Here is a 20042-nt window from a genome sequence, read left to right on the forward strand (position 1 = left end):
CGAACCTCTCCCTCAGTACGCCAGCGAGCGGTCGACGGCGTCGAGCACGCGGTCCAGGTCCGGCAGGTAGGACTCCTCCAGGCGGGCCGGCGGGTACGGCGCGTGATAGCCGCCGACCCGGAGCACCGGAGCCTCAAGGTGGTAGAAGCAGCGCTCGGTGATCCGGGCGGCGATCTCCGCGCCGGAGCCGAAGAACACCGGCGCCTCGTGGACCACGACCAGACGGCGCGTCCGCTCCACCGACGCCTGGATGGCGTCGAAGTCGATCGGGGAGACCGAGCGCAGGTCCAGGACCTCCAGGGACTTGCCCTCCTCGGCGGCCGCGGCGGCGACCTCCTGGCAGAGCTTCACCATCGGGCCGTAGGCCGCCAGGGTCAGGTCCGTGCCCTCGCGGACGACCTGCGCCTTGTGCAGCGGGGCGGGGATGGCCTCGGTGTCGACCTCGGCCTTGTCCCAGTAGCGCCGCTTGGGCTCGAAGTAGATCACCGGGTCGTCGCTCTGGATGGCCTGCTGCATCATCCAGTACGCGTCCGCCGCGTTGGAGGGGCTGACGATCTTCAGGCCCGCCACATGCGCGAACAGCGCCTCGGGGGACTCCGAGTGGTGCTCGACCGCGCCGATGCCGCCGCCGTAGGGGATGCGCACGACGACCGGCAGCTTGACCTTGCCCAGCGAGCGCGCGTGCATCTTCGCGAGCTGCGTGACGATCTGGTCGTACGCCGGGAAGACGAAGCCGTCGAACTGGATCTCGACCACCGGGCGGTAGCCGCGCAGGGCGAGGCCGATCGCGGTGCCGACGATGCCGGACTCGGCGAGCGGTGTGTCGATGACGCGGCTCTCGCCGAAGTCCTTCTGCAGCCCGTCCGTCACCCGGAACACGCCGCCGAGCTTGCCGACGTCCTCGCCCATGATGAGGACCTTGGGGTCGTTGTCCAGGGCACGGCGCAGCGACTCGTTGATCGCCTTGGCCAGGGCCATCTTCTCCGCAGCCATGTTCAGACCCCCTCTGCGTCCGCGAACGACGCCTGGTAGGCGGCGAACTGGGCGCGCTCCTCGTCGACGAGCGCATGCCCGTCCGCGTACACGTTCTCGAAGATGGCGAAGAGGTCCGGGTCGGGCATGGCACGGACCGCTTCGCGCACTCGTTTGCCCAACGCCTCGCTCTCGGTCTCGAGTTCCGCGAAGAATCCGTCGTCCGCGTGGTTTGCGGCCTCCAGGTGGCGGCGAAGGCGCAGGATCGGGTCCTTCGCCTCCCAGGCCAGGCGCTCCTCGTCGCCCCGGTACCGGGTGGGGTCGTCGGAGGTGGTGTGGGCGCCCATGCGGTAGGTGAACGCCTCGACCAGGGTGGGGCCCTCGCCGTTGCGGGCGCGCTCCAGTGCCCACTTGGTGACCGCGAGGCAGGCCAGCACGTCGTTGCCGTCGACGCGGACGCCGGGGAAGCCGAAGCCGGCCGCCCGCTGGTAGAGCGGGACCCGCATCTGCTTCTCGGTCGGCTCGGAGATCGCCCACTGGTTGTTCTGGCAGAAGAACACCACGGGGGCGTTGTAGACCGCGGAGAAGGTGAACGCCTCGGCCACGTCGCCCTGGCTGGAGGCGCCGTCGCCGAAGTAGGCGACGACCGCGGAGTCGGCGCCGTCCTTGGCCACGCCCATCGCGTAGCCGGTGGCGTGCAGCGCCTGGGAGCCGATGACGATCGTGTAGAGGTGGAAGTTGTTGCTGTTGGGGTCCCAGCCGCCGTTGTTCACCCCGCGGAACATGCCGAGCAGGTTGGTCGGGTCCACCCCGCGGCACCAGGCGACGCCGTGCTCACGGTAGGTCGGGAAGACGTAGTCGTCCTCGCGGGTGGCGCGGCCGGAGCCGATCTGGGCGGCCTCCTGGCCGAGCAGCGAGGCCCACAACCCCAGTTCGCCCTGGCGCTGCAGGGCGGTGGCCTCGGCGTCGAAGCGGCGGGTGAGCACCATGTCGCGGTACAGGCCGCGAAGCTCGTCGGCGGTGATGCCGGCGACGTACTTGTCGTACTCGGCGTTCTTGACGCGCTCGCCCTCGGGCGTCAGCAACTGCACGAGTTCGGGGTCGGCGCCCTTCTTGGCGCCGGTACGCCGCCTGGTGCCGGCGGCTTTCGTGCCGGTCGCGCCGGCCTTGCTTCCGGCGCTGCGTCGCGATGTGCGCGCGGCAGTGCTCTCCACGGTCACGTGTGCTCCTCCGTCGGTCCGGCCCCGGGGTTGCCGGTAGCCAGTGCGGCTCACCTGTTCCGGACCACCGGGCACGGGGTGGGTGCCACTCGGCCGGGAACAGGCGTGACAGGTGCCCCGGCGAGCGCCCTGCAGCAGTCACGTTACCCAGTGCTCCACATTTCTGGGAAACCCCTCCTGACCTGGGCGTTTCCTTGGATTTCCAAGTATTTACGCTTGGACGTCCAAGTACCTCGCCGGGCAGTCGGGGCAGCCGCTGGTCACAGCCGTGCAGGGGGCCGGAACACCGGCACGTTATCCCGGTCACCCCCGAGTCGGGAAGGGTCGACGAATGGCCGGAACTGCTCTTGATGGATGACCCCGCCCGGGGGAAGGCGGAAAGGGACCCGGCGGGGGCGGGCCTGAACCCGTCCTGCGGCGACAAGCGGGACTCGGGCAGGGGGCGCATCGGCGCGCGGCGGGCGGTCGCGGGACGACATCGCGACCTTACGTGACCGAAAGTGACCGCCGACGACTTTCTGTGACAAGCCCCAGCTCACGGCCCTCCGGGGGTGCCCTAGCATCTGGCGCGTGCCGCGCCCATGTGTACCACCCCCTGTGCCCCACGCGCCCCCTCTGAGCGCCTTGATGCGCCAGTACGCCGCCGGTTCGCCGCTCACCTGCGAGCCGGTCGACCAGGGCCTGCTCAACCGCGGCTACCGGCTGTGCACGACCCGCGGCCGTTATTTCCTCAAGCACCATTTCGATCCGGACACAGCCGATCCCGCCGCCATCGCGCGCCAGCACCGGGCGACCCAGCGCCTGGCCGACCTCGGCGTCCCGGTGGCGCCGCCGCTCACCGGCCGCGACGGGCGCACGGTCGCCGTCGTGGGCGGCCACGCCTACGCCCTGCACCCGTGGATCGACGGCCGGCACCGGCACGGCGGCCAGCTCACCACCAAGCAGTGCGCCCGCCTCGGGACGCTGCTGGGAGCCGTGCACGCCGGTCTGGAACGCGTGATGCCGCCGAAGTGCCGCACCCGCCCCGCCGAGAGTCCCCATCCCGTGCGGAGTGCCGATCCCTCCGACACCTTCGCCCTGATCGACGACCTGCTCGCGCACGTCCGCCGCCACCGGCCCGCGGACGCCTTCGACGAACTGGCCCGGCACCGGCTCCTGGAGCGCCGCGCGCTCCTGGAACGGCACGCGGACCGGCGCCCGCCGCCGGGCGGGCCCGTCGGCTGGGTGCACGGCGACTTCCACCCCTTCAACCTGCTCTACCAGGGGGACGCCCCCGCCGCGATCGTCGACTGGGACCGGCTCGGCGTGCAGCCCCGCGCGGAGGAGGCGGTGCGCGCCGCCGCGATCTTCTTCGTCCGGCCCGCCGGCACCCTGGACCTGCCGAAGGTCAGGACGTACGCACGCGCGTACCGGCTGGCGGCCGGTGTCACCCCGTCGGAGCTGGCGGCGGCCGTGCGCCGCGTGTGGTGGGAGCGCCTGAACGACTTCTGGATGCTGCGCTGGCACTACGAGCGCGGCGACACCCGCGCCGACCCGCAGTTCCCGGCCGCCTCGGCGCTCGCGGTGTGGTGGACGCGGGAGTACGGCGCGGTGTGCGGCGCGTTCGCGGAATGACGCGCGAATGACGCGCGGAATGACGCGCGGGATGACGCCGGAAGAGCCGGAGAAACACCGCGCGCGTGGAGCCCGTACGGCCCCACGCGCGCGTGCAAGGATGGTCGGTCCCCGGCGGGACTCAGGCGCCTCCGCCGACATTCCCCGCGGTCCCCGCGGAGGTACCGGCGGCGTCGCCGCCACCACCACCGCCGCCGTCCCCGGTGCCGTCGCCCGGAGCGCCGCCCGTGTCCGGGGGCGGCGACACGGACCCGGGGTCGGCCGGTTCGCTGGAGGGCTGCGGGTCGGGCTGCTCGTTGGTGGTCTGCTCGCCGGACGGCTCGGACTCGGTCCACGACGGCCGGGACGACGGCGTGTACCTCCCCCAGCTACCCCCGCCCGAACCGTAGCCCCGGTCCGTCGACGTGTCGGACGGCTGCTCGTTCGACGACTCGCTCGGGGTGGCGGAGGGCTGCTCCTCGTCGGTGGACTGCGTGTTCGACGGCGACTTGGAGGTCTCGGGGTCGCCGCCGGTGTCGCCACCGGTGGTCTGCAGCGCCAGCGCCACGCCCGCGGCGATGGCGATCACCGCGAGGACGGCCAGGATCCACAGCTTGCCGCGGCCGCTGCCCTTGTTGCCGTACCCCTCGAAGCCGCCGTCGTCGCCGTTGCCGTACCCGGCGGGCAGGATCGGCTGGGGGATCTGCGTGGTGCCGGAGCCGAAGTCGTTCGCGTGCGGCATCACGGTCGTGCCCGCGAAGCCCGCCGCTGGGGTGTGCCGGCCCTCGTGCCCCTCGACCGGGCCGGTGTTCCAGGTGCCGGTGTGGCCGCCCTGGTCGTACAGCATCTGCAAGCCGTACTGGATCAGCCCGCGCATCTCCTCGGCCGTCTGGAAACGGTCGTCGGGCTCCTTGGCCAGCGAGCGCATGACCAGGCCGTCGAGTTCCGGCGGGCAGGTGCCGCCGGCGACCTGCGAGGGCGGCACCGGCATGTCCTGGACGTGCTGGTAGACCACCGACAGCGGGGTCTCGCCGGTGAACGGGGGCCGCAGCGCGAGGAGTTCGTACAGCAGGCAGCCCGTGGCGTACAGGTCGGAGCGGTAGTCGACGGCCTTGCCGAGGGCCTGCTCGGGGGAGAGGTACTGCGGAGTTCCCATGACCATGCCGGTCTGCGTCATCGTGGTGGACGCACCGTGCAGGGCGCGGGCGATGCCGAAGTCCATCACCTTCACCGCGCCGTTGTCGGTGATGATGACGTTGGCCGGCTTGATGTCGCGGTGCACGATGCCGTGCTGGTGCGAGTAGGCCAGCGCCTCCAGGACACCGGAGACGATGATCAGCGCCTGCTCCGGGCCGGGCGCCTCGGCGTTGAGCAGCAGATCGCGGATGGTGCGGCCCTCGACCAGCTCCATCACGATGTACGGCACGGCCTGGCCGTTCGCCTCGTCCTCGCCGGAGTCGTACACGGCGACGATCGAGTGGTGGTTGAGGCCGGCCACCGACTGGGCCTCACGTGTGAACCGGGCCTTGGAGACGGGGTCCTCGGCCAGGTCGGCGCGGAGCAGCTTCACCGCCACGGTCCGCCCGAGACGCACGTCCTCCGCGGCGAACACCTCGGCCATGCCGCCCCGGCCGAGTCTGTGCGTCAGCCGGTACCGGCCGTCGCCGACCACGCCGTCGTTGCCCCACATCTCCGGCGCGTCCGACATACTGCCGCCACTCGCCTCGGGGTCGGACGGGCCCTGGGCGCGATGCTGCTGTGCCATCAGTCCTCGCCGTCGTTTCTGCCCGCGGTGCGCGCGGTGTTGTCACGGTCTCCGTCGGCCACGCTACAGGCTCCGCGGGGGCCGCCGGTCCAGGATCGTCGCGGCGAGCACCGCCGGAACTGACCCGAGGCTGACCGGCCATGAAACCCCGTGCGGGTGCCGTGGTGCAAATTCCGTGTACCGGCGGTACGCCCGCTGTAACGCTTCCGCGACGCTTCTTTCGCGTACGGTCACGGAACGGGCACTGAGCTTGACGTGTCAGTGCCCTGGGGCAGACTTGGCCGGGATTGACTCATTGGATCAACGAGGGCGCCTGACGGCCTAATGGGGGACGGGGAGACATGAGCCAGGACGGCGCACACGGCCAGTATCCGGGACGGGCACTGGCCGGCGGCCGCTACCAGCTGCGCGACCTGCTCGGCGAGGGCGGCATGGCCTCGGTGCACCTGGCCTACGACTCCGTGCTCGACCGTCAGGTCGCGGTCAAGACCCTCCACACCGAACTCGGCCGCGAACAGGCCTTCCGCGAGCGGTTCCGCCGCGAGGCCCAGGCAGTGGCGAAGCTCACGCACACCAACATCGTCTCGGTCTTCGACACCGGCGAGGACGATGTGGACGGCATGACGACGCCCTACATCGTCATGGAGTACGTCGAGGGCCGGCCCCTCAGCTCCGTGCTGGACGAGGACATCCGGCAGCACGGCGCGATGCCCGCCGACAAGGCGCTGAAGATCACCGCGGACGTGCTCGCCGCGCTGGAGATCAGCCACGAGATGGGCCTGGTCCACCGCGACATCAAGCCGGGCAACGTGATGATGACCAAGCGCGGCGTGGTCAAGGTCATGGACTTCGGCATCGCCCGCGCCATGCAGTCCGGCGTGACCTCGATGACGCAGACCGGCATGGTCGTCGGCACCCCGCAGTACCTCTCGCCGGAGCAGGCGCTCGGCCGGGGCGTGGACGCGCGGTCCGACCTGTACTCGGTCGGCATCATGCTGTTCCAACTGACCACCGGGCGGCTGCCGTTCGACGCGGACTCGCCCCTGGCCATCGCGTACGCGCATGTCCAGGAGGAGCCGGTGGCGCCCTCCTCCCTCAACCGCTCGCTCCCTCCGGCGGTGGACGCGCTGGTCGCCCGCGCGCTGCGGAAGAACCCCAACGAGCGCTTCCCCAGCGCGGAGTCCATGCGCGACGAGTGCCTGCGCGTGGCGGCCTCCTTCCAGGCGGCCGCGCCCAGCATCGTCCCCGGCGCCCGGACGGCGAGCGGCGCGGGCGTCGGCTCGGCCGTCTTCCCGCCCGTCGACCAGACCGGCCCGGTGTCACACGGCCAGGTGCAGACGCCGTACCAGCCGGCCCCGACGCCCAACCCCTACAGCACCGGCACCCCCGGCTACGGCTACCCGCAGCAGCCCGGCTACCAGACGCCCGTCTCCTCGCCGTACGCGCAGCAGCAGGCGCCGACTCCGCCTCCGTACGGTGTCCCGACCCAGCACACGCCCCCGCCGGGCGGCGACCGGAACACCAGGCCCGTGGTCATCGGGGCGGTCTCCGTCGCCGCGATGGCGGTGCTCGGCCTGGTCGTCGCGCTGATCCTGGACAGCGGCAGCGGCAGCGGGGGCGGTGGCGACGAGGCCAAGGGAGGGGGCGGCAGCGCGAGCGCGTCCACCTCGGTGGTCGAGGGCCACCGCGGGCCGGACACCTCGAAGACGATCAAGTCCGACGAGTGCGGGGAGCCGCGGGTGTCCTACGAGGACGAGGACAAGATCCGGCTGCCGGACTTCCGTTACAAGAACCTCAGGTCGGTCAAGGAGTGCCTCCAGGCCGCGGGCTGGAAGCTGAAGAAGGTCTACGTCGACGAGAACACGTACGGTCAGGACACGGTCCTCAACCAGTTCCCCTCGGCCGACACGGACGTCGACCCGAAGAACATGCCGGTGATCCAGCTCGACATCTCGACCGGCAACCCTCCGTCGTCCTGACCGGATCCCGTCGAGCACGGCGGACGGTCGCGCGAGTCGAAGGCCCCGGCAGTCCGGCTGCCGGGGCCTTCCCGCGTCCGTGTCACAAGGGCGGGTGCGGGTGCGTACGTGTGCCTACAGGTACGGTCCGCCCGAGCGGCCGCCGGTGCGGGGGTCGTCGCCGCCCTCGACTCCGATACCCGGGGGAAGGGCACGGCGCATCTGCTCCAGCTGGGCGCGGGCAGCCATCTGCTGAGCGAACAGGGTCGTCTGGATCCCGTGGAAGAGACCCTCCAGCCAGCCCACCAACTGCGCCTGTGCGATGCGAAGTTCGGCGTCGCTGGGGGTTCCCTCGTCGGTGAACGGCAGGGAGAGCCGCTCCAGCTCCTCGACGAGTTCCGGCGCCAGGCCGTCCTCCAGCTCCTTGACCGAGCTCGCGTGGATCTCCTTGAGCCGGACCCGGCTGGCCTCGTCCAGGGGAGCCACGCGCACCTCTTCGAGAAGCTGCTTGATCATGCTGCCGATCCGCATGACCTTCGCGGGCTGCTCCACCTGCTCCGTCACCGGGGTCTCACGGGAGTCGTCGTCCCCGCCGCCGCCGAGCGCCATGCCGTCCTGGCCCACGACCAGGATCTGCGGATTCTCCGGCGACCGTTCGTTCCTCGGCATCTCCATGAGTCCATTGTCTCGCACCCGCACCCGCCACTTCTGTGGCGCCCCCCACGGAAAGCGGTCCACCGCGTGGCCGAACCTGGAATGCCGCATTGATCCGGTGATGTGACCGTGGTCGCAGGAACGATCCGATGCACCGGCCAGGCACCGTGAGGGGGTCCCCGACGTGACTCCAGGGCTGCGCGCTCCGCTGCGCGCGACGGTACTGCTGCTCGCGCTGGCGGCGGCCGTCCCGGCCAGTGGCTCCGCCTGGGCGTACGACCCCGACCGCGCGCCTTCGGCCTCCGCCACGCCGTACGACCTCGCGCCCGCGCCCGCCACGGACCCCTCCGGCGCCGCGGCCTCGGGCGCCGTCGCGCCCGAGATGGCCGCCGGTTTCCGGTCCTCGCCGGTCCACGGGACCTCGCCGTCCTCCGCGCCGGCGTCCCCGCCCTCATCCCCTTCCGCCTCGGCCTCCACCTCGGCCGCTCCGCCCTCGCCTTCCTCCGACCCGTCGCGGGCCGGGAGCCGTCCGGGTGAGGGGCGGCTGCGGCCGGGGCGGCCGCACGATCGGCGGCCGGAGCACGAGGACGACGACACGGACGGACCGGGGGAGCACGACCACCGCGGTGAGGACTTCGGGAGCGACAGCGCGACCGCGGAGGCACCGAGCGTTTCGCCGTCGGGTCAGGAGGCCGCTCCCCTGCCGTCCGGAACGGACGGCCCCGACGGCCTGCCCGTCGCGCAGGACGAGACCGATACCGGGCCCGTGCTGCGGTATCTGCCGCTGGGGAGCGGGCTCGTCCTGATCGGCCTCGGCCTCGGCCTGGCGTTCATCGCCCTGCGCATGCGCCGGAGCTAGCAGCTCAGCGCGCCACCAGGAGCAGTTTGCCGATGTGGCCGCTCTCCTCCAGGATCCGGTGGGCGGCCGCGGCGTCGCTCATCGGGAGTTCCTGGTCGATCACCGGCCGGACATGCCCGTCGGTGAACAGCGGCCAGACGTGTTCGCGCACGGCGGCGACGATGGCCGCCTTCTCACCGAGCGGGCGGGCGCGCAGCGAGGTCGCGCTGATCGCGGCCCGCTTGCTGAGCAGGATGCCGAGGTTCAGCTCGCCCTTGGTTCCGCCCTGCATACCGATGATCGCGAGCCGGCCGTTCACGGCGAGGGCCTGGACGTTGCGCTCCAGGTACTTGGCGCCCATGTTGTCGAGGATCACGTCGGCGCCGTCGCCGTCCGTCGCCCGCCGGATCTCCTCGACGAAGTCCTGCTCGCGGTAGTTGATCAGGATCTCGGCGCCGAGTTCGGCGCAGCGTTCGAGCTTCGTCTTGCTTCCCGCGGTCACGGCGACCTTCGCGTCCACGGCGCGGGCGAGCTGGATCGCCATGGTGCCGATGCCGCTGGAGCCGCCGTGCACGAGCAGCGTCTCGCCGGGGCGCAGCTGGGCGACCATGAAGACGTTGGACCAGACGGTGCAGACGACCTCCGGCAGCGCCGCGGCCTGCAGGAGGCCGACGCCGTCGGGCACGGGCAGCAGCTGACCGGCCGGAACGGCGACCTTCTCGGCGTAACCGCCGCCCGAGAGCAGCGCGCACACCTCGTCGCCGACGGCCCAGCCGGACACCCCGGGGCCGAGCGCCGCGATCCGCCCGGAGCACTCCAGGCCGGGGTAGGGGGAGGCACCGGGCGGCGGGTTGTAGGAGCCCTGCCGCTGGAGGACGTCGGCCCGGTTGACGGCACTCGCCGCCACCTCGACGAGCACCTCCCCCTCGCCGGGCACGGGATCCGGTACCTCGTCCCACACCAACGCCTCGGGCCCACCGGGTTCGGGAATCGTGATCGCATGCATGGACCCGACGCTACTGCTTCGTCTGTGAGGCCGCCGTCAGTCAGTCCTGGGGAAGCGGCCGGGTGTCCGGGGTGACCTTCGTGCCCGGTGTGGCCCGGACGATGGTGATCAGGCGGTCGGTCAGCTCCAGTGCCCGTACGGACGGGTCGTCGTAACCCAGCACCCGGTGTCCGCGCAGTACGCTCACCACCAGGTCGTCCATGTCCCGCGGATCCTGGCCCACCTCGGCCTTTATGACGGGCCGTTCGACGATGTCCAGGCCGCTGCCCTGCTGGATGAGGTCCTCCAGGACCATGCTCGCGGCCGGACTGAGCACGGACAGCCCGAGCAGCCGCCCCGCCGCGCTCGCGCTGGTGACGACGGCGTCGGCACCGGACTGCTTGAGCAGGGGCGCGTTCTCCTCCTCGCGTACCGCCGCGACGATCTTCGCCGAACGGTTGATCTGCCGGGCGGTCAGCGTGACCAGCACGGCGGTGTCGTCCCGCTGGGTGGCGATGATGATCTGCCGTGCCCGCTGCACCTCGGCCCGCATGAGCACGTCGCTGCGGGTGGCGTCCCCGACCACGCCCGCGTAGCCCTCGGCCGTGGCCGCGTCGACCACCTTGGCGCTGGGGTCGACCACGACGACCTGCTGCTTCTTCAGCCCGGCCGCGCAGACGGTCTGGAGCGCCGACCTCCCCTTCGTGCCGAATCCGACGACGACGGTGTGATCGCGCAAAGCGGACCTCCAGCGATTCTGACGCCATTCCTCACGGGTTCGCTCGGTGAGGACTTCGAGCGTGGTGCCGACCAGGATGATCAGGAAGATCACACGCAGCGGGGTGATGACGAAGATATTGGTGAGGCGCGCACTGTCGCTGACGGGGGTGATGTCCCCGTATCCGGTGGTGGAGAGGGTCACCGTCGCGTAGTACGCCGCGGCGATGAGATCCACCGGGGCTTCTTTGGCACTGTCCTGGTATCCCTCGCGGTCGACGTAGACGATCACGACCGTCAGCAGCAGCACCAGGACTGCCAGGGACAGTCGTTTGCCGACCTGACGTATCGGGCGCTCCACCACTTTTCGGGGGAGTTTCACCCGATGGGTCACGAGATGCTCGTCCGCCTGGCGGGCGATCGCGTCATGGCCCGGAAGTTTCACGTGAAACACACCCCGATTCCGGCGGCGGCCCACGGCAGGTCGAGGAGTTCGGCCTCCGCGCCCGGTCGGGCACCACCCGGTGGTACGACAGCGAGAGCATCGGCCGCCGCGACACCGCGCAGCATGGCGGGGCCGTTGTAGCGCAGCGGAACGGCGTGGTCGCCGCGCAGCACCACGGGCACGAGCCGGGTGTCGTCCGGATGCCCGTGCACCACGTCCGTCAGCGGCAGCGTGTACGGCTCAGGCGCCGGTCGCGCGGCCAGCGTGCGCAGCAGCGGCTCGGCGAGCGTCAGCAGACCCGACACGGCCGCGAGCGGGTTGCCGGGCAGGCCGACGAGGTGCTGGTTCTCCTTGGTGCGGGCCAGGAGCATGGGGTGGCCGGGCCGCACCTGGACGCCGTCCACCAGCAGTTCGGCGTCGATGCGGCGCAGGGTGGGATGGATGTGGTCGACCGGTCCGGCGGCGGTTCCCCCGGTGGTGACGATCACGTCGGCCTTCGACCCGGTGATCGCCTTGTGCAGGGCCTTGGTGTCGTCGCCGATCCGGCGCACACCGGTGACCTCGGCGCCCAGCGCCCGCAGCCACGGCGGCAGCATCGGGCCGAGCGCGTCCCGGATCCGTCCGTCGTACGGCAGGCCCCCGGTGAGCAGTTCGTCGCCGAGCACGAGGACGTCGACGCGGGGACGGGGGACCGTGGTGAGGGTGTCGTATCCGGCGGCCGCGGCCAGACCGAGCACCACCGGGGTCACCAGGGTGCCGACGGGCAGCAGCTGGTCCCCGCTGCGGCACTCCTGCCCGCGCGGGCGGATGTCCTTGCCGTGCCCGGACTGCTCGGTGGCGTACAGCCGGCCCGTGGCGTCGATGTGGCCGTGTTCGCTGCGCAGCACGGCCGTGCTGTCCTGCGGGACGCGGGCGCCGGTCGCGACGCGTACCGCCTCGCCGTCGGTCAGCGGCTCGGGCTCGTCGTGCCCGGCCAGGACACCCTCGTCGCGTACGTCCCAGGGGCCGGGGCCGGCGACCGCCCAGCCGTCCATGGCGGAGGTGTCGAAGGAGGGCAGGTCGCACAGGGCGGTCAGGGGCGCGGCCAGGACCAGCCCCAGGGCGGCGTCGAGGGGCACCGGGACGGGGGCACGGCGGCCACCGGCGCGGGCCGCTCGGGCGGCGGCCTCTCGGGCCCGCGGCCAGGCGATGGCCTGGTCGTAAGCTTCCCTGGAGCACGCGTGACCGGCCTCGGTGCCTGCGTGATCCCCGCGGGAGGCGGAGGCGGGGGTGCCGCCGCGGCTCGCCCGGCCCCGGCCGGGCTCAGGAGCACGTCGGCTGCTGCCTTCGTTCACCAGGGCGAGCGCCTCCTCCACGTCGAAATCCTCGGCGTCCCCGGCGTCCTGGGCGTGCTTGCCGACCCGCGCGCCACGGGCGGGCATCAGACGTCCGGGCGGGTGTCGGGCGTGGCGTCGGGCGCCACGTCGGGCTCGCCGGTGCCGCCGGTGGTCTCGTCCGCCCAGCGCAGGGCGAGGGCGGCGGCCTTGCGGGAGGCCTCGGCGACGGCTTCGGGGCCGCCCTTGCCCTGCGCTGCCGCGTACCCGACGAGGAAGGTGGTCAGGGGTGCCGCGGGCCGGGCCACGCCGTGGGCGGCGTCGCGGGCGAGGTCGAGCAGGGCGCGGGTGTCGACGTCCAGCTCGATGCCCAACTCGTCCTTGACTGCGGAAATCCATTCATCCAACACGTGCCCATGCTCCCTGATGCGTGCCCTGGCGATGGCGATGTCGTCCCAGGTGTCGCAGTCGAAGGACGCGACGTCGTCGGGGACGCGGGTGAGGTCGAGCGCGGCGGTCAGCCGCCGCAGTGGCAGCCCGGTGAGGGCCCCGCCCTCGGCGGAGCCGTCGGACGCGGTGCGGGCGAGCCCGGCCAGCGCGCGGCGCAGCGCCTGCGCGCGGTACGCGGCCACGAGCGGCTGGTCGTGGCCGTCGGCGTCGGTGATCAGCACGCCGTCGGACCGGTCGGCCCGCAGGACCGTCAGCAGCCGCCGTACCGTGCCGCGTTCGAGGAACGGCAGGTCGGCGGAGAGGACGACGACGTGGTCCGCCGTGGTGTGGCGCAGCCCGGCGTCGAGCGCGGCGAGCGGTCCGGCGCCGGCCGGTTCCTCGCGTGCCCAGCGCACGGGCCGCACGGTGGGGCGGGGGTCGGCGACCACCACCGTCGTGCCCGCGTCGGCGCAGGCGTCGAGCACACGGTCGAGCAGGGCGCGGCCGCCGATGCGCAGGCCGGGCTTGTCCGCGCCGCCGAGCCGGCGGGCGGCTCCCCCGGCGAGCACGACGGCGTCGTGGGCGAGGGGCTCGTAGGAGGTCACCCCCCGAGTATGCGTCCCGCCCGCGATCAAGGGGAACGCGGGCGGGACACTGTCGTCACAGCGTGCGCAGGAGCACCGCCGGCTGTTCCACGCAGTCGGCCACATACCGCAGGAAACCGCCCGCGGTACCGCCGTCGCACACCCGGTGATCGAAGGTCAGCGAGAGCTGGACGACCTGCCGCACCGCCAGCTCGCCCTCGTGCACCCACGGCTTGGGGACGATGCGGCCGACGCCGAGCATGGCGGCCTCCGGGTGGTTGATGATCGGCGTGGAGCCGTCGACGCCGAACACGCCGTAGTTGTTCAGCGTGAAGGTCCCACCGGTCAGTTCGGCCGGGGTGAGGCTGCCGGCGCGGGCCACCTCGGTCAGCCGGGCGAACTCGGCGGTCAGCGACTCCGCGTCACGCGTGTGCGCGTCCCGGACGACCGGCACGACGAGTCCGCGTTCGGTCTGCGCGGCGAAGCCCAGGTGCACGGCGTCCAGCCGGACGATCTCCCTGGCCTCCAGGTCGACCCGCGAGTTGAGCTCGGGGTAGCGGGCGAGGGCGGCCGTGCAGATCCGGGCCAGCAGCGCGAGCAGGGAGATCTTCTGCCCCCCGGCGGCGTTCATGGCGGTCCGGGCGCGCATCAGCTCCGTCGCGTCGGCGTCCACCCAGCAGGTCGCGTCCGGGATCTCGCGGCGGCTGCGGGAGAGCTTGTCGGCGACGGCGCCGCGCACCCCCTTGAGCGGAACGCGCGAGCCGGAGTCCTGCGCCGCCCTGCCCGCGGTCGCGGGCGCGGGAGCGGCCGGTGCGCCGGCGGTCCGGCCTCCTGCCGCGCCGGCCCTGAGGACGTCCTCGACGTCCGCGCGCAGGATCAGCCCCTCGGGCCCGGAGCCCGACAACTGCCGCAGGTCCACGCCGTTCTCCCGCGCGAGGCGGCGCACGAGCGGCGAGATCACGGGGACCGGGCCGTCGGTGGGCCGCTCGGCCACCGCGGCGGCCCGGGCCGCCGGGGTCGCCGGGGCGCCCGTCGTACGCGCCGTCCCGTTGGCGGCCAATGCCGCGGACGCCGAAGGCGCCACGGCGCCGTTCGTGCCCGGGCGCGAGCCCTGCGTCACCGGGGCCGGGCGCACCCTGCGCCGGCGCGCCGGAGGCGCACCCGTGCCGTAGCCGACCAGGACGTTGCCGGAGCCCTCGGTGTCGCCACCGGCCTCACCGGCGTCCTGCTCCCCGACCGCCACCGTCAGCAGGGGCGCGCCCACGGGCAGTTCCGCGCCCTCCTCGCCGAAGCGGGCGGTGACCACGCCGGCGTAGGGGCAGGGCACCTCGACCATCGCCTTGGCCGTCTCGACCTCCACGACCGGCTGGTCGATGGCGACCACGTCGCCCACCTCGACCAGCCAGCGGACGACCTCCGCCTCGGTGAGTCCCTCGCCGAGGTCGGGGAGCCTGAACTCCAGCACCTGTGCCATCAGCTCTCCGCCTCCCACTGCAGACGCGCCACGGCGTCCAGGATCCGGTCGACGCCGGGCAGGTGGTGCCGCTCCAGCATCGGCGGCGGGTAGGGGAGGTCGAACCCGGCCACGCGCAGCACCGGCGCCTCCAGGTGGTGGAAGCAGCGCTCCGTGACCCGGGCCGCGATCTCACCGCCCGGGCCGCCGAACCCGCCCGACTCGTGCACGACGACCGCGCGTCCGGTGCGCCGCACCGACGCGCACACCGTCTCGTCGTCGAACGGCACCAGTGAGCGCAGGTCGACGACCTCCAGTTCCCAGCCCTCGGCCCGCGCCGCCTCGGCGGCCTCGAGGCAGACGGGCACCGACGGACCGTACGTGATCAGCGTGGCGCTCCTGCCGGTGCGCCGCACCACCGCGCGGCCCACCGGCTCGACGGTCTGCGGGTCGTCCGGGTTCCAGGTGTCCTTCGACCAGTACAGCCGCTTGGGCTCCAGGAAGACGACCGGGTCGTCGGATGCGATGGACGCCCGCAGCAGCCCGTAGGCGTCGGCGACGGTCGCGGGCGTGACGACATGGAGCCCCGGAGTCGCCATGTAGTACGCCTCGGAGGAGTCGCTGTGGTGCTCCACACCGCCGATGCCGCCGCCGTAGGGGATGCGGATGGTGATCGGCAGGGGCATCCTGCCGCGGGTGCGGTTGCGCATCTTGGCGACATGGCTGGCCAGTTGCTCGAACGCCGGGTAGGCGAAGGCGTCGAACTGCATCTCGACCACCGGGCGCAGCCCGTACATGGCCATGCCGACGGCGGCGCCGAGGATGCCGGCCTCGGCCAGCGGGGTGTCCGTGCAGCGGTCCTCGCCGAACTCCTTGGCGAGGCCGTCGGTGATGCGGAAGACACCGCCGAGGGTGCCGACGTCCTCACCCATGACGTGCACGGAGGGGTCGGCGGCCATCGCGTCGCGCAGCGCGCGCGTGAGGGCCTGGGCCATGGTGGCCGGCTTGAGCGCGACGGTGGTCATCGGGCCGTACCTTCCTCCGACTCGGCCTGGAGCTCGGCGACCAGCTGGTCGCGCTGCTCGCGCAGCTGCGGGGTCGGCTCCGCGTACACGTGGGCGAACAGGTCCATGGGGTCGAGCGGCGCGTCCTGGTTCATGCGCTCGCGCAGCCGCGCGGCCATCGCCTCGGCGTCCTCGCGGGCGGCGCGGACGCCGTCCTCGTCGAGCAGGCCGCGCCCGGTCAGCTCCCGCTCGAGGAGCTGGACCGGGTCGTGCTCGCGCCAGGCCTCGACCTCGGCGTCGCCGCGGTAGCGGGTGGCGTCGTCGGCGTTGGTGTGGGCGTCGATGCGGTAGGTCACCGCCTCGATCAGGGTGGGTCCGCCTCCCGCGCGCGCGTTCCGCACGGCGTCGGCGAGCACCTCGTGCACGGCCGCGGCGTCGTTGCCGTCGACCAGGCGGCCCGGCATGCCGTACCCGACGGCCTTGTGGGCCAGGGACGGCGCGGCGGTCTGCTTGGCGAGCGGGACGGAGATCGCGAAGCCGTTGTTCTGCACGAGGAAGACGACGGGGGCCTGCCAGACGGCGGCGAAGTTCAGCGCCTCGTGGAAGTCGCCCTCGCTGGTGCCGCCGTCGCCGATCATCGCCAGCGCGACCACGTCGTCGCCCTTGAGGCGGGCGGCGTGCGCGAGGCCGACGGCGTGCGGGAGCTGGGTGGCGAGCGGCGTGGACAGCGGGGCCACACGGTGCTCGTAGGGGTCGTAGCCGGTGTGCCAGTCGCCGCGCAGCAGCGTCAGGGCCTCGACGGGGTCCACACCGCGGGCCACGACGGCGAGCGTGTCGCGGTAGCTCGGGAAGAGCCAGTCGCGCTCCTCCAGGGCGAGCGCGGCGGCGACCTCGCAGGCCTCCTGGCCGGTGCTGGAGGGGTAGACCGCCAGGCGGCCCTGCTTGGTCAGGGCGGTGGCCTGCGTGTTGTAACGGCGGCCCAGGACCAGCTGCGCGTACAGACGCCGCAGCAGCTCCGGATCGGCCTTCGCGGCCGCCTCCGTCCCCAGGACGCGGTAGGGCTCCGCGTCGGGCAGCAGCGGCGCGGGGTCGGTACGGGGCTGCCAGGCGGGCGGCGGCGAAGGCCGGTACGCGCCCCGCTGCTCCATGACCGTCATGACGGCACCTCCTCGTGGGAGCGGCTACGAAGGGCGCGTCGGGTGTGACGCGCCCCACCTACCGATTGTTCGGTCGTGGGCGCATTTTGGCTACAGGCGGGCCCAGGCTGTGGACAATCGGTTCTCCACAGCCTGAGATGTACGCAGTACGTCCACAACGGAAAGGCGGGGGGACATGGCACCTGAACAAATGGCCGGGAACGCCGGGACCGCCGGGACCGCCGAGAGCAGAGACGGCGCCGTACCGCCGCCGCGTCCGCTGGACGCGATCGACCAGGACATCCTGCGCATGCTCCAGACGGACGGGCGCGCGTCCATACGGTCGGTCGCCGAACGGGTCCACGTCTCGCGGGCCAACGCCTACGCACGGATCAACCGGCTCATCGAGGACGGCGTCATCCGCGGCTTCGGCGCCCGCGTCGACCACGAACGCGCGGGACACGGCACGTCCGCGTACATCACGCTGAAGATCGTGCAGAACACCTGGCGCACCGTGCGCGAGCACCTCAGGCAGCTCCCCGGCGCCCACCACATCGCGCTGGTCGGCGGCGACTTCGACGTCCTGCTGCTCGTGCACACCCCGGACAACCGGGCGCTGCGGGAACTGGTCCTCACCCGGCTCCAGGCCATCCCCGAGGTGCTGAGCACGCGCACGCTGCTGGTGTTCGAGGAGGAGGACCTGGAGCCGCAGGGGTGAGGCGGGCGCGGGGTCAGTCCTTGCGCAGTCCCGAGAACACCAGCCGCGTCACCGCGTCGGCGACCTCGCGCTCCGACATGCCGCGCCCGTCGGGCCGGTACCACTCCACGATCGAGTTGATCATCCCGAAGACGAGCCGGGTCGCCAGCCGCACCTCCACGTCGGCGCGCACGTCCCCCTCCTCGGCCGCCGCCCTCAGCAGATCGGCCACCCGGTGGTCGAAGTCGCGGCGCCGCTCCAGCGCCCAGCGCTCGGTCTCGGTGTTGCCGCGCACGCGCAGCAGCAGCGTCACATAGGGCAGTTCGCCGATGAGCACCTCGACCATGCGCCGCACCACGTACTCCAGGCGCTCGGCGGCGCGCCCCGCGCGCGCGTGCTCCTCGTCGAGGATGCCGAACAGCTCGTCCAGCGCCCGGCTGACCGCCCGGCGCAGCAGCTCCTCCTTGCCGGCGACGTGGTGGTAGATCGACGACTTGGAGATGCCGGCCGCCCTGGACAGGTGCTCCATGGAGGTGCCGTCGTAGCCGCGCTCGTTGAAGACCCGCACGGCCACGGACAGCAGCGTCTCCGGGGTGTACGTGTCGCGCCTGGCGGTGGTCATGGGGTGCCCTCCCGCTTGTCGGTGGCGTAGGCGTGGCGGTAGAGCGCGAGCGACGGCGCGTAGCGGCCGGACGGCTCGCACTCGTGCAGGTTGTCCAGCACGGAGCAGGCCCAGGTGCCGCCGAGTCTGCGGCTCCACTCGAAGGGTCCGAGCGGGTAGTTGACGCCCAGGCGCATCGCGGTGTCGACGTCCTCCTCGGTGGCCACACCCTTGGCGACGGCGTCGTGCGCCAGGTCGACGATCCGGGCGACCGTGCGGGCGACGATCATGCCGGGGACGTCCCCGATGACGCTGACCTTCTTACCGAGCGCCTGGAACAGGCCGGTGGCCTCGGCGACGGTCCGCGGGGAGGTGTCCTGGGAGGCGGACAGGGCGATCCGGGTGGCCCTGCGGTAGTCGAGGGCGAGGTCGAAGTAGACGACGTCCTTGAACTCCACGGAGGTCTGCCCGTCGGCGAGCACGAGCTGGCCGCCGCCCGGCAGCACCAGGCGGGTGCCGTGGTCCTCGTCCTCCTCGCGCACCTGGATGCCCGCCTCCCGGATCATCGGGAGCAGCTCGGAGGCGGGCCCGAGATCCCCCTCGGCGACCACGTGGGCGGGCGGCGCCTCCTGCTCCGCGGTGTGCGGCTCGGGGCGCTCGGCGCCGTCGCGGTGGTCGTACCAGCCCCGGCCGCTCTTCCTGCCGAGCCGGCCGGACTCGACCAGGCGGCGCTGGGCGAGCGAGGGCGTGAAGCGCACGTCCTGGAAGAACGACCGCCACACCGAGTGGGTGACGGACTCGTTGACGTCCTGCCCGATGAGGTCGGTCAGTTCGAAGGCGCCCATCCGGAAGCCGCCCGACTCGCGCAGGACGGCGTCGATGGTGACGGGGTCGGCGCCCTGGAACTCGTACACCGCGAAGGCCTCGGCGTAGAAGGGCCGGGCGATCCGGTTGACGATGAAGCCGGGGGTGTCCGCGCAGGCCACGGGGGTCTTGCCCCAGGCGCGGGCCGTCTCGTACGCGCGCGTGGCCGACGTGACGTCGGTGGCGTACCCGGAGACCACCTCGACCAGCGGCATCAGCGGGGCGGGGTTGAAGAAGTGCAGGCCCACGAGGCGGCCCGGGGCGCGCAGCGCGCCGCCGACGGCCGTCACCGACAGGGAGGAGGTGTTGGTGGCGAGCAGGCAGTCGTCGCCGACGATGTTTTCGAGCTCCTTCAGCAGCTCCTGCTTGACGTCGAGCCGCTCCAGGACGGCCTCGACGACCAGCGCGCAGTCGGCGAGTTCCGTCAGATCGTCGGCGGCCAGGATCCGGGCGCGGGCGGCGTCCCGCTCGGCGCCGGTCAGCCGGTCCTTCTCGACGAGCCGGTCGAGCCGGGTGACGATCGCGGCGGCCGCCTCCCGGGCCCGCCCGGGCACGGCGTCGTACAGGCGTACGGTGTGGCCCGCGACCAGCGCGACCTGGGCTATGCCCTGGCCCATGGTGCCGGTGCCGACGACGGCCACGGGACTGCTGAGGTCGAGTGCTGTCATGTGCGCGATCCTCCCGCACGGCGCCGTTCACGGATGCGGCGGACCCCTTGTACCGACCGATCGTTCGGTTACTCTAACTCTGACCGCCTGTTCCTGCCCATGGCCGTGACCATGGAGATGCCAGATCACGGGCTCGACGAAGAGCT

Annotated in this window: 17 protein-coding genes; 4 read left to right on the forward strand and 13 right to left on the reverse strand. The window is 72.6% G+C overall.

The annotated features are described in order from the left end of the window. Positions 1-12 precede the first annotated feature (12 nt). Entirely contained in the window at positions 13-993 is a 981-nt protein-coding gene (locus tag ACIOWN_RS10160) for an alpha-ketoacid dehydrogenase subunit beta (RefSeq protein ID WP_362350585.1), read from the reverse strand. A 2-nt stretch (positions 994-995) separates the two neighbouring features. After that, the gene (pdhA, locus tag ACIOWN_RS10165; protein WP_362350588.1) at positions 996-2192 is read right to left on the reverse strand and encodes a pyruvate dehydrogenase (acetyl-transferring) E1 component subunit alpha; all 1197 of its coding nucleotides are present in this window, start codon (positions 2190-2192) and stop codon (positions 996-998) included. Positions 2193-2819: 627 nt separating this feature from the next. Here pdhA (ACIOWN_RS10165) and ACIOWN_RS10170 point away from each other — a divergent pair. Further along, the gene (locus tag ACIOWN_RS10170) at positions 2820-3806 is read left to right on the forward strand and encodes a phosphotransferase (RefSeq protein ID WP_362350591.1); all 987 of its coding nucleotides are present in this window, start codon (positions 2820-2822) and stop codon (positions 3804-3806) included. 121 nt (positions 3807-3927) lie between these two features. Here ACIOWN_RS10170 and ACIOWN_RS10175 read toward each other — a convergent pair whose 3' ends face one another. Beyond that, a complete protein-coding gene (locus tag ACIOWN_RS10175; protein ID WP_362350593.1) occupies positions 3928-5550 on the reverse strand; it encodes a protein kinase domain-containing protein in 1623 nt (540 codons plus the stop codon). Positions 5551-5891: 341 nt separating this feature from the next. Between ACIOWN_RS10175 and ACIOWN_RS10180 the strand changes: the two genes are divergently transcribed. Further along, the gene (locus tag ACIOWN_RS10180) at positions 5892-7529 is read left to right on the forward strand and encodes a protein kinase domain-containing protein (RefSeq protein ID WP_362350596.1); all 1638 of its coding nucleotides are present in this window, start codon (positions 5892-5894) and stop codon (positions 7527-7529) included. A gap of 114 nt (positions 7530-7643) precedes the next feature. On the opposite strand, the gene ACIOWN_RS10185 is transcribed toward ACIOWN_RS10180, so the two are convergent. After that, positions 7644-8183 (reverse strand): bacterial proteasome activator family protein, encoded by a 540-nt coding sequence (locus ACIOWN_RS10185; RefSeq protein WP_362350599.1) that lies wholly within the window; start codon positions 8181-8183, stop codon positions 7644-7646. A 163-nt stretch (positions 8184-8346) separates the two neighbouring features. On the opposite strand from ACIOWN_RS10185, the gene ACIOWN_RS10190 reads away from it, so the two are divergent. Beyond that, the gene (locus ACIOWN_RS10190) at positions 8347-9021 is read left to right on the forward strand and encodes a hypothetical protein (RefSeq protein ID WP_362350602.1); all 675 of its coding nucleotides are present in this window, start codon (positions 8347-8349) and stop codon (positions 9019-9021) included. A 4-nt stretch (positions 9022-9025) separates the two neighbouring features. Here ACIOWN_RS10190 and ACIOWN_RS10195 read toward each other — a convergent pair whose 3' ends face one another. Genes ACIOWN_RS10195 through pdhA (ACIOWN_RS10225) form a run of 7 tightly spaced genes read right to left on the reverse strand, consistent with a single transcriptional unit; the run spans position 9026 to position 17087 of the window. Continuing rightward, a complete protein-coding gene (locus tag ACIOWN_RS10195) occupies positions 9026-10006 on the reverse strand; it encodes an NAD(P)H-quinone oxidoreductase (RefSeq protein WP_362350604.1) in 981 nt (326 codons plus the stop codon). Between the two features lie 40 nt (positions 10007-10046). Continuing rightward, positions 10047-11147 carry a potassium channel family protein gene (locus ACIOWN_RS10200; protein ID WP_362350606.1) on the reverse strand — a complete coding sequence of 367 codons (1101 nt, stop codon included), beginning with the start codon at positions 11145-11147 and terminating at the stop codon, positions 10047-10049. Next, positions 11144-12568 (reverse strand): molybdopterin molybdotransferase MoeA, encoded by a 1425-nt coding sequence (locus ACIOWN_RS10205; RefSeq protein WP_362350609.1) that lies wholly within the window; start codon positions 12566-12568, stop codon positions 11144-11146. The genes ACIOWN_RS10200 and ACIOWN_RS10205 overlap by 4 nt, the downstream gene beginning before the upstream one ends. Then, positions 12568-13494, reverse strand: a complete 927-nt coding sequence (locus ACIOWN_RS10210; RefSeq protein ID WP_362350612.1) for an NTP transferase domain-containing protein — start codon at positions 13492-13494, stop codon at positions 12568-12570. Before ACIOWN_RS10210 ends, ACIOWN_RS10205 begins: the two co-directional genes overlap by 1 nt. Before the next feature lie 55 nt (positions 13495-13549). Then, positions 13550-14947, reverse strand: a complete 1398-nt coding sequence (locus ACIOWN_RS10215) for a dihydrolipoamide acetyltransferase family protein (protein WP_362350614.1) — start codon at positions 14945-14947, stop codon at positions 13550-13552. Beyond that, positions 14947-15951: an alpha-ketoacid dehydrogenase subunit beta gene (locus tag ACIOWN_RS10220; protein WP_362350617.1), complete on the reverse strand. Its 1005-nt coding sequence runs from the start codon at positions 15949-15951 to the stop codon at positions 14947-14949. The genes ACIOWN_RS10215 and ACIOWN_RS10220 overlap by 1 nt, the downstream gene beginning before the upstream one ends. Then, a complete protein-coding gene (pdhA, locus tag ACIOWN_RS10225) occupies positions 15948-17087 on the reverse strand; it encodes a pyruvate dehydrogenase (acetyl-transferring) E1 component subunit alpha (RefSeq protein ID WP_362350619.1) in 1140 nt (379 codons plus the stop codon). The genes ACIOWN_RS10220 and pdhA (ACIOWN_RS10225) overlap by 4 nt, the downstream gene beginning before the upstream one ends. 175 nt (positions 17088-17262) lie before the next feature. Between pdhA (ACIOWN_RS10225) and ACIOWN_RS10230 the strand changes: the two genes are divergently transcribed. Next, positions 17263-17784 (forward strand): Lrp/AsnC family transcriptional regulator, encoded by a 522-nt coding sequence (locus ACIOWN_RS10230; RefSeq protein WP_401981461.1) that lies wholly within the window; start codon positions 17263-17265, stop codon positions 17782-17784. Positions 17785-17797: 13 nt separating this feature from the next. Here the strand turns inward: ACIOWN_RS10230 and ACIOWN_RS10235 are convergent, their stop codons facing one another. Both ACIOWN_RS10235 and ACIOWN_RS10240 read right to left on the reverse strand, forming a co-directional pair. After that, positions 17798-18385, reverse strand: coding sequence for a TetR/AcrR family transcriptional regulator (locus tag ACIOWN_RS10235; RefSeq protein ID WP_362350621.1), 588 nt, complete (start codon positions 18383-18385; stop codon positions 17798-17800). Next, positions 18382-19896: a 3-hydroxyacyl-CoA dehydrogenase gene (locus tag ACIOWN_RS10240; protein ID WP_362350624.1), complete on the reverse strand. Its 1515-nt coding sequence runs from the start codon at positions 19894-19896 to the stop codon at positions 18382-18384. The genes ACIOWN_RS10235 and ACIOWN_RS10240 overlap by 4 nt, the downstream gene beginning before the upstream one ends. Between the last annotated feature and the right edge of the window lie 146 nt (positions 19897-20042).

The sequence above is a fragment of the Streptomyces sp. NPDC087787 genome (assembly GCF_044743035.1).
GTDB lineage: Bacteria > Actinomycetota > Actinomycetes > Streptomycetales > Streptomycetaceae > Streptomyces.

Coding starts and splice junctions, on each gene's coding strand:
- ACIOWN_RS10160 (WP_362350585.1), bottom strand. CDS start 993: ATGGCTGCGGAGAAGATGGCCCTGGCCAAGGCGATCAACGAGTCGCTG.
- ACIOWN_RS10170 (WP_362350591.1), top strand. CDS start 2,820: ATGCGCCAGTACGCCGCCGGTTCGCCGCTCACCTGCGAGCCGGTCGAC.
- ACIOWN_RS10175 (WP_362350593.1), bottom strand. CDS start 5,550: ATGGCACAGCAGCATCGCGCCCAGGGCCCGTCCGACCCCGAGGCGAGT.
- ACIOWN_RS10180 (WP_362350596.1), top strand. CDS start 5,892: ATGAGCCAGGACGGCGCACACGGCCAGTATCCGGGACGGGCACTGGCC.
- ACIOWN_RS10185 (WP_362350599.1), bottom strand. CDS start 8,183: ATGGAGATGCCGAGGAACGAACGGTCGCCGGAGAATCCGCAGATCCTG.
- ACIOWN_RS10195 (WP_362350604.1), bottom strand. CDS start 10,006: ATGCATGCGATCACGATTCCCGAACCCGGTGGGCCCGAGGCGTTGGTG.
- ACIOWN_RS10205 (WP_362350609.1), bottom strand. CDS start 12,568: ATGCCCGCCCGTGGCGCGCGGGTCGGCAAGCACGCCCAGGACGCCGGG.
- ACIOWN_RS10215 (WP_362350614.1), bottom strand. CDS start 14,947: ATGGCACAGGTGCTGGAGTTCAGGCTCCCCGACCTCGGCGAGGGACTC.
- ACIOWN_RS10220 (WP_362350617.1), bottom strand. CDS start 15,951: ATGACCACCGTCGCGCTCAAGCCGGCCACCATGGCCCAGGCCCTCACG.
- pdhA (WP_362350619.1), bottom strand. CDS start 17,087: ATGACGGTCATGGAGCAGCGGGGCGCGTACCGGCCTTCGCCGCCGCCC.
- ACIOWN_RS10230 (WP_401981461.1), top strand. CDS start 17,263: ATGGCACCTGAACAAATGGCCGGGAACGCCGGGACCGCCGGGACCGCC.
- ACIOWN_RS10235 (WP_362350621.1), bottom strand. CDS start 18,385: ATGACCACCGCCAGGCGCGACACGTACACCCCGGAGACGCTGCTGTCC.
- ACIOWN_RS10240 (WP_362350624.1), bottom strand. CDS start 19,896: ATGACAGCACTCGACCTCAGCAGTCCCGTGGCCGTCGTCGGCACCGGC.